15 protein-coding genes are annotated in these 15,049 nt (G+C 39.0%); 3 read left to right on the top strand and 12 right to left on the bottom strand.

The features are described 5' to 3' along the window. Positions 1–2: 2 nt before the first annotated feature. From fabF to fabT, 6 genes are all read right to left on the bottom strand, one after another. Positions 3–1,238 carry a beta-ketoacyl-ACP synthase II gene (fabF, locus tag IGJ49_RS04525; RefSeq protein WP_010735874.1) on the bottom strand — a complete coding sequence of 412 codons (1,236 nt, stop codon included), beginning with the start codon at positions 1,236–1,238 and terminating at the stop codon, positions 3–5. Positions 1,239–1,250: 12 nt separating this feature from the next. Then, positions 1,251–1,988: a 3-oxoacyl-[acyl-carrier-protein] reductase gene (gene fabG, locus IGJ49_RS04520; RefSeq protein ID WP_010735875.1), complete on the bottom strand. Its 738-nt coding sequence runs from the start codon at positions 1,986–1,988 to the stop codon at positions 1,251–1,253. A 10-nt stretch (positions 1,989–1,998) separates the two neighbouring features. Continuing rightward, positions 1,999–2,919 carry an ACP S-malonyltransferase gene (gene fabD / locus IGJ49_RS04515; protein WP_438722557.1) on the bottom strand — a complete coding sequence of 307 codons (921 nt, stop codon included), beginning with the start codon at positions 2,917–2,919 and terminating at the stop codon, positions 1,999–2,001. Between the two features lie 109 nt (positions 2,920–3,028). Then, entirely contained in the window at positions 3,029–3,253 is a 225-nt protein-coding gene (locus IGJ49_RS04510; protein ID WP_010735877.1) for an acyl carrier protein, read from the bottom strand. A 54-nt stretch (positions 3,254–3,307) separates the two neighbouring features. Further along, positions 3,308–4,270 carry a beta-ketoacyl-ACP synthase III gene (locus IGJ49_RS04505; RefSeq protein WP_010735878.1) on the bottom strand — a complete coding sequence of 321 codons (963 nt, stop codon included), beginning with the start codon at positions 4,268–4,270 and terminating at the stop codon, positions 3,308–3,310. A 9-nt stretch (positions 4,271–4,279) separates the two neighbouring features. Beyond that, positions 4,280–4,720 (bottom strand): fatty acid biosynthesis transcriptional regulator FabT, encoded by a 441-nt coding sequence (gene fabT, locus IGJ49_RS04500; RefSeq protein WP_010735879.1) that lies wholly within the window; start codon positions 4,718–4,720, stop codon positions 4,280–4,282. Between the two features lie 309 nt (positions 4,721–5,029). Between fabT and IGJ49_RS04495 the strand changes: the two genes are divergently transcribed. After that, positions 5,030–5,986, top strand: coding sequence for a GIY-YIG nuclease family protein (locus IGJ49_RS04495; protein WP_438722554.1), 957 nt, complete (start codon positions 5,030–5,032; stop codon positions 5,984–5,986). 30 nt (positions 5,987–6,016) lie between these two features. On the opposite strand, the gene IGJ49_RS04490 is transcribed toward IGJ49_RS04495, so the two are convergent. From IGJ49_RS04490 to IGJ49_RS04465, 6 genes are all read right to left on the bottom strand, one after another. After that, complete coding sequence (locus IGJ49_RS04490; protein WP_010735881.1) at positions 6,017–6,247, bottom strand: YkuJ family protein; 231 nt, start codon at positions 6,245–6,247, stop codon at positions 6,017–6,019. 85 nt (positions 6,248–6,332) lie between these two features. After that, positions 6,333–7,220, bottom strand: a complete 888-nt coding sequence (locus IGJ49_RS04485; RefSeq protein ID WP_023519406.1) for an NAD(P)-dependent oxidoreductase — start codon at positions 7,218–7,220, stop codon at positions 6,333–6,335. 87 nt (positions 7,221–7,307) lie between these two features. After that, positions 7,308–8,531: a glycosyltransferase family 4 protein gene (locus IGJ49_RS04480; RefSeq protein ID WP_349520046.1), complete on the bottom strand. Its 1,224-nt coding sequence runs from the start codon at positions 8,529–8,531 to the stop codon at positions 7,308–7,310. A gap of 23 nt (positions 8,532–8,554) precedes the next feature. After that, positions 8,555–9,595, bottom strand: a complete 1,041-nt coding sequence (locus IGJ49_RS04475) for a glycosyltransferase family 4 protein (protein ID WP_349520048.1) — start codon at positions 9,593–9,595, stop codon at positions 8,555–8,557. Positions 9,596–9,759: 164 nt separating this feature from the next. Further along, positions 9,760–11,487 (bottom strand): phosphoenolpyruvate--protein phosphotransferase, encoded by a 1,728-nt coding sequence (gene ptsP, locus IGJ49_RS04470; protein WP_019723966.1) that lies wholly within the window; start codon positions 11,485–11,487, stop codon positions 9,760–9,762. Then, complete coding sequence (locus IGJ49_RS04465; RefSeq protein WP_002287602.1) at positions 11,487–11,753, bottom strand: phosphocarrier protein HPr; 267 nt, start codon at positions 11,751–11,753, stop codon at positions 11,487–11,489. The genes ptsP and IGJ49_RS04465 overlap by 1 nt, the downstream gene beginning before the upstream one ends. Positions 11,754–12,295: 542 nt before the next feature. On the opposite strand from IGJ49_RS04465, the gene IGJ49_RS04460 reads away from it, so the two are divergent. Both IGJ49_RS04460 and IGJ49_RS04455 read left to right on the top strand, forming a co-directional pair. Beyond that, positions 12,296–14,533: an ATP-dependent Clp protease ATP-binding subunit gene (locus IGJ49_RS04460; RefSeq protein WP_137072107.1), complete on the top strand. Its 2,238-nt coding sequence runs from the start codon at positions 12,296–12,298 to the stop codon at positions 14,531–14,533. Between the two features lie 195 nt (positions 14,534–14,728). After that, positions 14,729–15,049, top strand: a complete 321-nt coding sequence (locus IGJ49_RS04455; RefSeq protein ID WP_438722551.1) for a DUF1827 family protein — start codon at positions 14,729–14,731, stop codon at positions 15,047–15,049.

Here is a 15,049-nt window from a genome sequence, read left to right as displayed (position 1 = left end):
CATTATTCCTCCCAGCGTTTCATACATAGTACAGCATTATGTCCACCAAATCCTAATGAATTACTCATGGCATAAGACAGTTCAGCTGGTTTACTTTCGTTGATCACAACGTTCAGATCGATTTCAGGATCTTGTTTTTCAACATTGATGTTTGGTGGAATAAACTGATGCTCTAACGCCATCAAAGTGGCAAGTGCCTCAATCCCACCTGCAGCACCTAATAAGTGACCAGTCATTGATTTCGTACTGCTGACATAGGTTTCTTTGAAAGAGTCTCCTAATGCGATTTGGATCGCTTTAGCTTCTGCTTGATCATTTGCAGGTGTACTTGTTCCGTGTGCGTTGATATAGCCCACTTCTTTTGCATCGATCCCGGCTTCTTCCATCGCCAATTTCATTGCTTTTGACGCACCAGAACCATCTGGTGTTGGAGCTGTCATATGGTAAGCATCACAATTTGAGCCGTAACCCACGACTTCACCATAAATTTTTGCGCCACGAGCTTGTGCATGCTCCAGTGATTCAAGGACTAATACTCCTGCCCCTTCACCCATGACAAAACCATTACGGTCTTCATCAAATGGCATCGAACCACGTTCAGGATCTGTCGATGTTGACAAAGCAGTCAATGCCGCAAATCCGGCGATCCCCATTTCACAGATTGTTGCTTCTGTTCCACCTGCAAGGATGATATCGGAATAACCATGTTTGATGTTGCGGAATGCTTCACCAATCGCATTCGTTCCACTGGCACAAGCGGTCACGATCGACGTACAAATTCCTTTCGCCCCTACACGCAACGCAATATTACCAGCTGCCATATTGGCGATCGACATTGGAACAAACATAGGGGATACGCGATTGGCCCCTTTGTCGTGCATGCGGATGACTTGGCTTTCGATTGTTGGTAAACCACCAATCCCAGAGCCAACGATAACACCAAAACGATCTTGGTTGATCGTTTCTTTTTCGATCCCACTCATCGTCAATGCTTCCATCGCAGCATAAATGCCATAGATCGAAAACATATCCATGCGTTTGCTATCTTTTTTTACAAAGTATTTATCAAAAGGAAAGTCCTTTACTTCACCTGCTAAAGTGATTCCTGTATCTGTTGCATCAAATTTTGTGATCGGTGCAATGCCATTCGTCCCAGCTTTTAAACTAGCTAAAAAACTATCTGCATCATTACCGATCGGTGAAGTGACTCCATAACCTGTAATTACTACTCGATTCATAAATTTTCCTCCCTATCCGTGCATGACCAATCCGCCGTCAACATTGATGACTTGACCTGTGATATACGAACTTTTCGCTAAGAACAATGCGGCTTCCGCAATATCTTCCACTTGGCCGAAACGTTGCATTGGAATTTGTTTTTCTGCTTGTTCTCTTACTTTTTCGGATAATACATCTGTCATATCTGTAGTGACAAACCCCGGAGCAATCACATTACATGTGATTCCTCGTGTAGCAACTTCTCTTGCCACAGATTTAGTAAAACCGACAACTCCTGCTTTACTTGCTGCATAATTGGCTTGACCCAAGTTACCGATCAATCCTGAAACACTTGAAAGATTGATGATCGCGCCTTCTCTTTTTTTCATCATTTTCTTTAACACGTGCTGTGTCATATTGAAAGTTCCTGTTAGATTGATATCCAAACATTTTTTGAAATCATCTGCATCCATACGTAAGACAAGTTTATCATTCGTAACTCCCGCATTATTGACCAAAATATCGACAGACCCCAGCTGCTGTTCTGCTTCTTTGATCATCTCTCCTGCTTTATCATAATCGGAGATATCACCTGAGATTCCTACACATTCAACCCCATGCGCTTTGATCGCATTGATTTTTTCGGCTGGGATCTCTCCACGACCATTTAAGAAGATGTTTGCGCCTGCTTTGGCAAAAGCTAAAGCGATTGCTTCACCAATTCCTCGTGTACTGCCTGTAATAAATACATTTTTTCCAGTTACGTCCATAACTTGCCTCCTATGACAATCGATTGATTGTTTCTTCAAATGTTTGTTGATTCTCCACAAGTGCAACGGCGATCGACTTGTCGATTTTTTTCATAAAGCCACTTAATACTTTACCGGGCCCGACTTCGACCACTTGGTCGATTCCTAAATCTTTAAGTTTTTCGATACTTTCGTAAAAACGAACGGGTTTCATCACTTGTTGTTCAAGTAAACCTGGGATTCTTTCTTTCGTCATGATCTCTGTCGTGGTGTTGCTGATCACAGGTATTTCAGGTTCTGAAAAAACGATCTTGCTTAGTTCCTCCGCTAATTGTCTAGCAGCAGGTTCTAAGATTGCTGTATGGAAAGGGCCACTTACATTGAGTGGGATCATTCGTTTGATCCCTTGTTCTTGTAATAGTGCTACCGCTTGATCCACTGCTTTTTCTTCGCCTCCGATGACGATTTGCTGGGGTGTATTGTAATTTGCAGGGGAAACGATCCCCATTTCTTCCGCCTGCTTACAACAGCTCTCGATAACCTCTACCGGTGCATTCATCACAGCTACCATTTTCCCACTACCGGTAGGTGCAGCGTCTGTCATAAACGTGCCTCTTTTTTCGACCAATGCGACTGCTTCACTAAAGGAGAGCGCACCACTGGCTACTAAAGCAGAATACTCACCTAAACTAAGCCCTAAAACGGCTTGAGGAGTGATCCCATGTTCTTTCAGCAAACGATAGAACGCAATGCTGACAGTTAAAATAGCTGGTTGCGTATAGATCGTTTGATCCAAACGTTCATTTGTTGAAAAACAAAGCTCCGCCATATCATAGCCTAAGATCTGACTAGCTTCATCAAAAGTCTGTTTCACGATGGGTTCATGGTAAAGGTCTTGACCCATTCCTTGGTATTGTGCACCTTGTCCGCTAAATAAAAATGCTGTTTTCATCATAGTCTCCAATTTATATTCAGGATAGATAGCTTTTTGTTTCATTTAAAAAAAGGCTAAGACATTCCTTTTTCGGAAAATGTCCCAGCCCCCAACCTAATCTTGATGATTATGCAGTTTGTTTTTCAACATAAGTGACTAAATCTTGAACTGTTTTGATGCCGTCTTCTGTTTCGATTTTCACATCAAATTCATCTTCGATCTCGTTGATGATTTGGAATAAATCCAAGCTATCTGCTTCAAGGTCTTCTTGGATGTTTGTCGTTAATTTGATTTCTTCTGTGTCTTTCCCTAATTCTTCCGCAATGATTTCTTGAATTTTTTCGAATACCATATGATAATTCCTCCGATATTGTTTCTTTATTTTATATTTTTTATTTTTATCAGTTTATAGTTCCATGAGGATACTTCCCCATGTCAATCCTCCACCATAACCTGTAAATACCACTTTTTGTTTTTGACCTAAGGTAATTTTTCCGCTTTCTATCGCTTCATCTAAAAGAATCGGGATGCTTGCTGCGGAAGTATTGCCATATTTATCCATGTTCGTTAGGAATTGCTCCTGGGGAATTTTTACCTTGCGAGCAATCTTTTCGATGATTCGTAAGTTTGCTTGATGCAAAAGCAGATAATCAACAGGTGTGTCTTGAATGAGTTCCTTGATGTTCATCGCGACGTCTCTTACAGCAAAGTCAAAAATATCCCGTCCAACCATTTTTAAATAGTAAGAACCTTCTGAATCTTTCGTGTATAAAGGCGATTGATTTGGTAGATAGCCAGAAGTAAGAGATTGCGCACGCGAACCATCTGCCGCTAGCGATTCTCTCAATAATTTTTGATCTGAGCCAGCTTCTAACAAAATCCCACCAGCACCATCACCAAACAAGACAGCGGTTGAACGATCCGTCCAATCGATCAGTTTAGATAATGTTTCGCCACCAATTACTAAACCTTTCATTGAGCCACAGCGAATCAGTTTCTCTGCAACACTCAAGGCATAAACAAATCCTGAACATGCGGCGCTGATATCAAAGGCGATTGCTTTGGTTGCGCCGATCCTTCCTTGAACTAAAGTTGCGACAGAAGGCGATGTATAATCAGGCGACATCGTAGCAACGATAATAAAATCGAGTTCCTTTGGATCGAGTGTTTTTTTCTTTAGTAATTTTTCGGCAACGAGGTAACACAAATCGGAAGTCTCCTGCTCGGTCACACAATGTCTCTCTTTGATTCCTGTACGGGATGAAATCCATTCATCCGAAGTGTCCATCATTTTTGAGAGATCATCGTTTGTGATGATTTTTTCCGGTAAGACACTTGCCGTTGCTGTGATCGTTCCAAATTGTTCCATTAAACTTCCTCACTTGTAATCTCGCAAGAAATCATGCAAGTTTTTCAATGCAGACAGCAAAGCTTGTTGTTCGTCGGTAGCCATACCATCCATAATGTTTTTGACCATTTCACGATGGAAATGCTGATGCACGCGGTAAAGTAACTTACCTTTTTTGGTCAACCCCAGCTTCACCACTCGTCGGTCGTCTTCACTACGGATACGCTCAACGTAGCCTTTCCTAACTAACTTGTTGATAGCAGTGGTCAAGGTCCCAACAGTAATCGACAGTTCTTTGGCTACTTCTGAAGTTGTCTTTTTCTTGTACATACCGATTGCCTCGATCGTATGCATCTCTGTAATCGACAGATCTTTGAATTGTGACTTTTTTAATTCGGATTCTTCGATCGTCAAAATATCATTGAAGACACTAACGAGATAATCATTTACTGTATTAAAATCAGGTTCCATGTTCCACCATCCACTAAAATTAGTTTGATTATCAAATCTTTTGATGTTCAAACTATATCTTAACTTTTTTCAAAATGCAACCTTTTAGCTAGATTTTTTTGCATTATTAATTTTTTTTAATTTTAAATTTATGACAAAATGCTTTAATATCACCCTTTCAACCTCTAAAAATTAAAATAAAAGAATAAAAAAATACTTTGATTATCAAAGTATCTCTATAATTTATTTATAAAATATAATCCCTTTTATTGTTCATTTTTTTAAATCTGTTATAATCTTTTTAGTTCAAATTCAATTAGGGGAGCGCTTATGCACTTAAAAGAGAAAGTAAAAAACCTGCCTTTATTACCTGGTGTTTACTTGATGAAAAACAGCGATGGAAAAATTGTTTATGTGGGGAAAGCTAAAAATTTAAAAAATCGCGTAAGTACGTATTTTCATCAAAATAAACAACACTCGAAAAAAGTCTTGCGCTTAGTTCGTTCGATTGCAGATTTTGAGATCGTTGTCGTTGATACTGAACTAGATGCCTTATTATTAGAGTGTCAATTGATCCAACACTATCGTCCTATCTACAATCGTCGGATGAATTATTTTGACAACTATAACTATTTACATATTCAATCCGATGGTCTTTTTCTCACGAATATTCCTACCGCAAGAACTTATGGCCCTTTTCGTCTTTATAAAAAAATGCCTAGTATCCTTCGAATCATCGAAGAAAACTATCAAATGCCTTGGCTTTCTGAAATCAGTCATTTGGCGTTACAAGTTCAACTTCCTGAAATGAAGGCATTGAGCTTTGATCAAAAAAAGAAAGAGATCCAAGGTCTATTGCAAGGAAGAAACAAGAAATTGTTAGGCTATTTAAAAAAACGACAATTACATTTTGTTAACCAGCTTAATTTTGAGAAGGCGGCTATTCTGCAACGAGATATCGAATTGATCACGTACTTTACTGGTCGGATACAAGAACAAAAAAAATTTTTGCGAACACCGAGAATCACATTGAGCATGCCGTTAGCTAACGATGAGACCAAGATCAAGCATTTCTTGGTTTCCTACGGACAAGTGGCTGATACAACGATCACAGAACCTGGACAAGCGCCTCATTTCTATTATGAAAAAGACAACAGGTTGTCACTCAAGCGACAACTGTCTCAAGAAGAAATCGATCCTGTTCAAATCTTGATCAGCTACCAACGTAAACTGGCAAAAGACGAACAGGAAACAAAAAAAGAGTCTGGAATCCAACGCATTGGTTGAATCCCAGGCTCTTTTAGCTAGCTCGAAATCTTATTGAATCAAATCATAGATCTCCATCGCAACGATATCGATATTGTCGAATTCGTATTGTTGATGTGTGTCTGTTTCAGTTAGTTCAAATGTTTCTGTCGCTTTATCATAAGTTACGGTGCATTTTTCTACGCCCTCTTTTTCAAAACGACGAACTTGCAGCTCATTGTCTGCTGATTCGACCATAGCCTCCAGTCGTTTAATGATTGCGACTAATTGTGAATGTGCCATCGGAGGTCCTCCTTTTCTTAGTTCTGTTATATTGTATCAAAAGCATCGTCGACTTGCATTGATTTTCTCCAAAAAAACTAGTTTTTTAGGATTTTTTTTTCGGCTGTCTGCCATCTTCCCACCAAAGCTTGATCAATGCTTGTGTTCCATCGTTCTCAAAACCCTTTTCTGCTAACTTCTCATACAGCTTTCGGGCTTCTTTGGTCGCTGGTAAGTCCAACCCTACTTTTTCTGCTTCGGCTAAAGCAATCTTCAAATCTTTGATAAAATGTTTGACAAAAAATCCTGGTGTATAGTTCTCTTGTAAAATACGAGGTGCATAATTACTTAATGACCAGTTTGCCGCACTACCGCCTGAAAGCGTGGCAATCACTTTTTCTAAGTCTAAGTCAGCTTTCTGTGCATAAACAAGCATCTCTGTCATACCAGTCATTGTTCCGGCAATCATGATCTGGTTTGCCATTTTTGTATGTTGTCCTTTTCCAGCTGAACCATGTAATGTAAATGTTGTTCCAAACTCACGAAATAGTGGTAATACTTGCTCGTAGACATTCTCTTTTCCACCCACCATGATCGTTAAGGTGCCATTTTTTGCACCTAGATCGCCTCCTGATACAGGGGCATCTAAGGCATCCGCTCCAAGCTCTTGTGCGCTTGCTGCAATTTTTTCAGCAAGTGTTGGCGTACTTGTCGATAAATCTATGACTGTTTTTCCATTTATAGCTGCTTGGAAAATGCCTTTCTCACCATAATAGATTTCTTCCACATCTTGAGGATAGCCAACCATTGTAAAGATAACTTGGCTCATCTCAGCTACTTCTTGTGGACTATCTGCCCATACTGCCCCTTCTTCCATAAGTGGCGCAGCTTTTGCTTTCGTACGATTATAAACAGTCAGTTCGTGGCCAGCTTTTTGTAAATGACGAACAATCGCGCTTCCCATAACTCCTGTACCGATAAAACCAATTTTCATCTTTTGCCCTCCTAAACGATAAAATCCTTGTTTCTATGCTAGTATACGCTAGAAACAAGGATTTTTTTAGGATTATTCACTGTTTTTTTATCTTTTGAAAGAATTTAATTTAATTTTAATCCGTTCGATGGATGCTTCTTCTTCTTTTTTACGCATCTCTTCTTTGTAATACACAAGCATATCTTCATAAAATTCGATCATTGATTGACCAAAATGAGTAGCTGAGATCTCGTAAAGTTTCTTTTCAAACACTTCTGGATCTTTTTCAACTTTGCTTTCAATATAATCAATAAGTGCAGGTGCAAAGTCTTCATCTCGTTCAAATGTTCGGCCAAGGGAAGCATGATCAAATAAACGATTCAAATAATCATTTCCTTCAACTACACATGGTGTACCAGCCGCCATTGCTTCTGTATACGTCAATCCTTGTGTTTCTGATGTCGAAGCACACACAAAATAATCAGCCGCACGATAATAGAACGCGACGTCATTGTTATCGACTTCCCCAGTAAATTGAACCGCATCAGCTAAATCCAGCGACGTGATCAGTTCTTTTAGTTGCTCAACATAAGGTCCGTTTCCGACTATGACTAGTCGTGCATCTGGATAGTGTTTGATGACTTCTGTAAACCCTTGGATCAACGCTTGGATATTTTTTTCGTAAGAGATTCGACTTAAAGATAAAATCATCAAGCCGTTTTCTTTAACTCCTAATGAGGTACGTAATTCGTTGATTTGTTCTTGTGTAATTTCTGGACGTTTGAATTTTTCGATATCGATTCCTGTTGGTATCACTCGTAATGGCGCTGTCACCCCATAGCTTCGCAGTGTTTCGATCACACGCTCACTTGGGCAAACCACACCTGTCGTATGGTTCACAAATAGACGAGATAAGTATTTGACATGGGATTGTCGAATCACTTTCCCTTTTGCAATATAATGCAGGTAATCTTCATACATCGTGTGATACGTATGAATCGATGGGATCTTTAATTTTTTTGCGACCATCTTGCCAAGAACACCCGCTCCAAACTCAGTGTGCGTATGGATAAGATCTAACTCTAATTCTTTTGCCACTAAATAGGCGTACCACATTCCTCGTACCACTACTCGACGTTCTTTAAATGATACAAAAGGAACACTTGGCATACGAATTACATCTTTTTCTAACTTGTCTGCATTGGGATCTGTTGTCGTAAATATATACACGTCATGTCCCATTTTTTCGAGTTCTTCTTTTAATGTCTTGATCGATGTAGCTACACCACTTACCTGTGGAAAATAGGTATCGGTAAAAAAGCCGATTTTCATCTTTTTTCGCCTCCAAACTACCTTTATTTTGATTCTTGCATTTGTTCATCTGAAGAATCGGATGCCTTTAGCACTTGTTGATAAACGGATTGAAGTTGTTCACCAATTCTTTTGATACTTCGTTCTTCAGCCGTTTGATAGCCAGATTCAACTAAACTAGGTACTTCATGTTGAATGATTTTTTTAATGAGTTGTGAAAACTCTTCATTGTTTCGCCCCATATAACAATTTTTTTGATCTTCAAGCCAACCATCATAGACTGGAATATCACGTACTAACACATTTTGTTTACTTGCTAAAGCTTCCAGTACGACAATACCTTCCGTTTCTTCATAAGAAGGGAAAAAGAACAAATCCGCTCCTGAGTAAGCTCCTTCGATGATCTCTCCTCGAATATAGCCTGGAAAAATGACATTATCGGGATGATCTTCTTTCACGATTTTTCGGATATTACTTGGGATCGAATACATCGGCACATGACCAAACCAGATGAATGTATATTCCGGTAATTGTTTGGCTATTTCAACAAAATCAATGATTCCTTTTCTTGCAAAGAACAGTCCTACACAAATAATCACTTTTTGATCAGGTGAAAGATTGAAATACTCCCTGAATTTTTGTTCTTTGACAGAGTCTGGTTGGTACTTTTCCAAATCGATCCCATTGGAAATCGATTGAATAGGTAAATCAATGCCATAACTTTGCAATAATTTTTTTGAATATGGGGTTGGTGTAATCAAGTAATCTGCCTTTTCATACAATCCGACTAAATATTTTTTTACAAATGGTGCTAATTGATTCGAACCGATAAAGGAATTACGAAAATCCTCCTCCGTTGAATGCGCATGATAAATTATTTTTTTACCATTTTTACGCGCTTTGTTGACCATGTTGTGACTATTGATACCATATGTATTGATGTGCAAAATATCATAGTCTTCCTTACTATCTAAAGTATAGGAGATCCCTACATCTTTAAGCGCACGCTTTTGATGATCAAGTGCACGACCAATGCCGGACTTAGAAAGTATCTTCTCACTTTCAAAATATAATAATACCTTCATCTACGTTCCCCCTCACTCTTATATTATAACACAGCGTGAAAGCTGTCACTCAACCTTAAGTCCGATTTTTTCCCAACAAACTTGTAAGTTTGGACAGAATTTTATTTATTATTGCAAGAAGACAAAAAAACAGGCACAGCAAAATACTGTGCCTGTTCCAAAAATCAAGCTAGATATTCATTCACAAGTTCTACGACTTCTTCCATTGTGTCGCACTCGTTTAGGGCACGATCCGCTAGTTCAGCCATTTTGCTTGTATCTAAACGTTTCATCAAGCTACGTGTTTTTAAGATCGATGTTGCACTCATTGAGAACTCATCTAATCCCATACCTACTAGTAAAGGAACAGCCATTTGATCGCCGGCCATTTCTCCACACATACCAGCCCATTTACCTTCAGCATGTGCTGCATCAATGACGTTTTTGATCAAACGTAGAATTGATGGGTTGTATGGTTGGTACAAGTAAGAAACACGTTCGTTCATACGGTCAGCTGCCATTGTGTATTGGATCAAGTCGTTTGTTCCTACTGAGAAGAAGTCTACTTCTTTAGCAAATTTGTCCGCAATAACGGCTGCAGCTGGAATCTCGATCATAATCCCTACTTGGATCGAATCAGAGACTTCAATGCCTTCATTTACTAATTTTTGTTTTTCTTCTTCAAAGATTGCTTTTGCACCACGGAATTCTTTTAGTGTAGCAACCATTGGGAACATGATACGCAAGTTTCCATGTACAGAGGCACGTAATAACGCACGCATTTGCGTACGGAACATATCGTCACCTTGTTCTGACAAGCTAATACGTAATGCACGGTATCCTAAGAAAGGATTCATTTCATGCGGCAATTGCAAGTATGGTAATTCTTTATCTCCACCGATATCCATTGTACGAACAACGACAGGTTTTCCTTCCATTCCTTCCAATACTGCTTTGTAAGCAACGTATTGGTCTTCTTCAGTAGGAAAATCTGGTGAATCCATATAAAGGAATTCAGTACGATAAAGTCCAACTGCTTCACCACCATTGTTGTGTACACCAACTAAATCTTTAGGTGTACCAATGTTGGCTGCTAATTCAAAGTGTTTGCCATCGGCAGTCACTGTCTCAGCATGTTTCAGTTTTTCCCATTCTGCTTTTTGTGCAGCATAATCTGCGCCGATTTTTTCAAATTCGGCTTTTTGTTCTGCTGTTGGTTCAATGACTACATCGCCTTCGATCCCATTAACAGCTAACATTACGCCTTCTTTGACCTTCGCAGTGATTTCTTTTGTTCCAACGATTGCTGGAATTTCAAGAGAACGAGCCATGATTGCAGAATGCGATGTACGTCCACCGATATCTGTTACAAAAGCTTTTACGAAGTTACGATCTAATTGAGCAGTGTCACTTGGCGTCAAATCATGCGCCACGACAACAACTTCTTCATTGATCATTGAAGGGTTTGGTAAAGTCACACCTAATAGATGTGCTAAAATACGTTTTGCAACGTCACGAATATCTGCTGCACGTTCTTGCATGTAAGCATTATCTTCCATTGCTTCGAACATACCGATATACATATCCGTTACTTCTTTAAGAGCTGATTCAGCATTTACACTGTTATCTTTGATGTTTTGTTTGATTTGACCTATCATTTCAGGATCTGAAAGAACCATTAAATGTGCGTCAAATACTTGCGCTTCTGCTTCACCTAAGCTTTGCGCTGCTTTTTCACGAATTTGTTGTAATTCTTCAGTTGATTTTGCTAAAGCATCATCTAAGCGAGCTTCTTCAGCTGAAGTATCCTCAACTGTCGTCTTACTGAATGATAAATCCGGTTGAACTAGCAGGTAAGCTTTTGCAACGGCTACTCCGTCACTAGCGGCGATCCCTTTTAGCATTTCAACCATTATTCAGATAAGCCTTCTTTCTTCATTGTTTCAACGATAGCTGCCATAGCGTCAGCTTCGTCAGCACCTTCAGCAGTGATAGTAACGTCAGAACCTTGACCTACACCTAAAGACATAACGCCCATGATAGATTTTAAGTTTACTGATTTACCTTTATACTCTAAGTTTACATCAGAGTTAAATTTGCTTGCTGTTTGTACTAATAGTGTAGCTGGACGTGCGTGGATCCCAGTTTCTGCTACTACGTGAAATTCTTTCTTTTCCATATTAATCGGTCTCCTTTAAGTGAGTGTTGTTTTTATGTGAGGGTTTTCTTTTTTAGCAATCCATGATAGAACTAATCAGATGAACCCTTTCATCTGTAAAGATTACCATTTTTTTTCCTTAGATACAACAGTTTTCATTTAAATTGAGAGAAAATCCAATAAACTATTCTGTAGAACTGTTTCATGCATAGTGATGATTATTCCTGTTTTAATAAATTCCATGTTTTTTTATATCTCATAAATCGATTGACCAATCATGTTTGTCGAGTAATTGAACGATTCATGAAATTTCAGCTTTATCCCCTACAAATTTGTCGACAACTTAAGGTTCTTACCCAAATGTTTTGTCACATTGTCTGAACAAAAGAATCAATTGCTTGCGTCAATTCAAAAAATTAGTATAATAAAATTAAATGGTCAGTAATGGTCAACGAGGTATGACTTTTACAAGTTTTGTTGATCGAGTGTTATTCTTTTACCCAAAGATAGGCGCGATGTAAAATAGACTTAATGACCAATGTTTGAAAGGACGTGAATGTTTTATGCTTTGTCAAAACTGTGGAAAAAATGAAGCAACGATTCACTTGTATGCGACTGTCAATGGCCAACGTACACAACTTGACTATTGTCAGAGCTGTTACCAAAAAATTAAAAATCAGCAAAATGGAGGTCTAACAAGTATGGCCCAAAATGATCCATTTGGCTTTGGTAGTCTGGACGATCTGTTTCGTTCGATGTCTCGTCAAATGCAACAACAAGGAAATTACGAACAAACACCCCCTACTCAATTTGGTGGGAACAACAACTTCAATGGTGGACAACCACCACAAGGACTCGCTTCAGATGGTCTTTTAGGCGAATACGGTATCAATATTACAGAAGAAGCACGCCAAGGTGAAATCGATCCAGTCATCGGTCGAGATGATGAAATCAAGCGCGTGATCGAAATCTTGAATCGCCGCACAAAGAACAACCCTGTATTGATCGGAGAACCAGGTGTCGGTAAAACGGCTGTGGTTGAAGGACTCGCTCAAAAAATCGTTGATGGCGATGTACCACAAAAATTACTAGATAAAGAAGTGATTCGCTTAGATGTTGTTTCACTTGTCCAAGGCACAGGAATCAGAGGACAATTTGAAGAACGGATGCAAAAACTGATCGAAGAAATCAGACAAGCAGAAAACGTTATTTTATTTATAGATGAAGTTCATGAAATCGTTGGGGCTGGTTCAGCTGGTGATGGTAACATGGATGCCGGAAACATATTAAAACCTGCGTTAGCTCGTGGTGAATTACAAATGGTTGGAGCAACGACATTGAATGAATACCGGATCATTGAAAAAGATGCTGCGTTAGAGCGCCGCATGCAACCTGTTCGTGTCGATGAACCTTCTGTAGATGAAACGATCAGTATTTTAAAAGGATTGCAAAAGCGCTATGAAGACTACCATCATGTCAAATACACAGATGCTGCGATCGAAGCTGCGGCTAGATTGTCCAATCGCTATATCCAAGATCGTTTTTTACCGGATAAAGCCATTGATTTACTGGATGAAACAGGATCTAAGAAAAATTTAACGATCCAAATCGTTGATCCAAAAATGATCGAAAAGAAATTGGAAGAAGCGGAAGAACAAAAGTTGTTGGCTTCTAAAGAAGAAGATTTCGAAAAAGCAGCTTATTATCGCGATCAAATCAATAAATTGAAAAAAATGCAAGAACGCCAACTTTCAGAAGAAGAAATCCCAGTAATCTCTGAAAAGGATATGGAAAAAATCGTTGAACAACGTACAGGCATCCCAGTTGGTGAACTGAAAGAAAAAGAACAAACTCAATTGAAAAACTTAGCGGACGACTTGAAAAAACATGTGATCGGGCAAAACGATGCGGTTGATCGGGTAGCCAAAGCCATTCGTCGTAATCGAGTTGGTTTAAGCAAGAAAAACCGTCCAATTGGTTCTTTCTTATTTGTTGGTCCTACTGGTGTTGGTAAAACAGAATTAGCGAAGCAACTAGCCTATGAATTATTTGGATCTGAAGAATCGATGATCCGTTTCGATATGTCAGAATACATGGAAAAACACAGTGTCGCAAAATTGATTGGTTCCCCTCCAGGTTATGTCGGCTATGAAGAAGCTGGTCAATTGACTGAAAAAGTACGTCGAAATCCGTATAGTTTGGTTCTGCTTGATGAAGTAGAAAAAGCACATCCAGATGTCTTGCACATGTTCCTACAAATCTTAGATGATGGACGTTTAACCGATGCGCAAGGTCGTACGGTCAGCTTCAAAGATACAATCATCATCATGACAAGTAATGCAGGAACTGGAAAAGTAGAAGCCAATGTTGGCTTTGGTGCTGCTCGTGAAGGTGTGACTCGTTCTGTCTTGAATCAATTGAACAACTACTTCACACCAGAATTCTTGAATCGTTTTGATGGAATCATTGAGTTCAGTGCTTTATCAAAAGAAAACTTGATGATGATCGTGACTCTTATGCTTGATGATGTCAACCAACTATTGGCGGCTCAACAATTACATGTGGACGTTCCTACAAATGTCAAAGAAAAGCTGGTTGATCTTGGTTACGATCCAGCAATGGGTGCCCGACCATTACGTCGGACGATCCAAGAACAAATCGAAGACGGCATTGCCGAATTCTATCTTGATCATCCAACGATCTCAGATCTTAAAGCAAAATTAGATAAAGACGACAAAATCGTCATTACTTCTAAACCTGAACGTTTAGTCAAAGAAGCAAACAATGAACCGACAGAATAATTTCACACTCAAATGGTAGAAAAAATGGAGCGGAGAGTTTGCCACTCTCCGCTTTTGATTTTATTTTTGGAAAAGAAAGTAACAATTTTTTTCTTATTCGTTTATTTTTAAGAAGACAAAATGCTGTTCATTTTACTAAAAAAAAATTATACTTAATATAAGTTATTTCTTAAATACATAAGAGAGGTGAGCGCCATGAAACTAGTTAATGTAACAAACAGCTATTCACGATTAGTTTTGAACCAATTAGAAAATACAGATGCACATATGGTCAAGGTGTATACCGCAGGAAATACAACTGTTATTTACACAGAAGCTCCTGAGCACAATGAAATCGTCCTGATGAATGAAAACCGCAATATCCAACCAAAGGAAATTGAAGAAATCCAACACTACTTCTTAAAAAAAATCCATGACGCTTTGTACCATCCTGAAGACATCCAAGTGATCGAGTTACCGGGCTTAGTAGAAATCTCTATTCCAAAAAGAAATTTAAATGCACCAATTGCTATGTAG

It is taken from the genome of Enterococcus sp. AZ171 (assembly GCF_051714005.1).
Lineage (GTDB): Bacteria > Bacillota > Bacilli > Lactobacillales > Enterococcaceae > Enterococcus_B > Enterococcus_B pernyi.
This window is presented reverse-complemented; position numbering and strand designations above follow the sequence as displayed.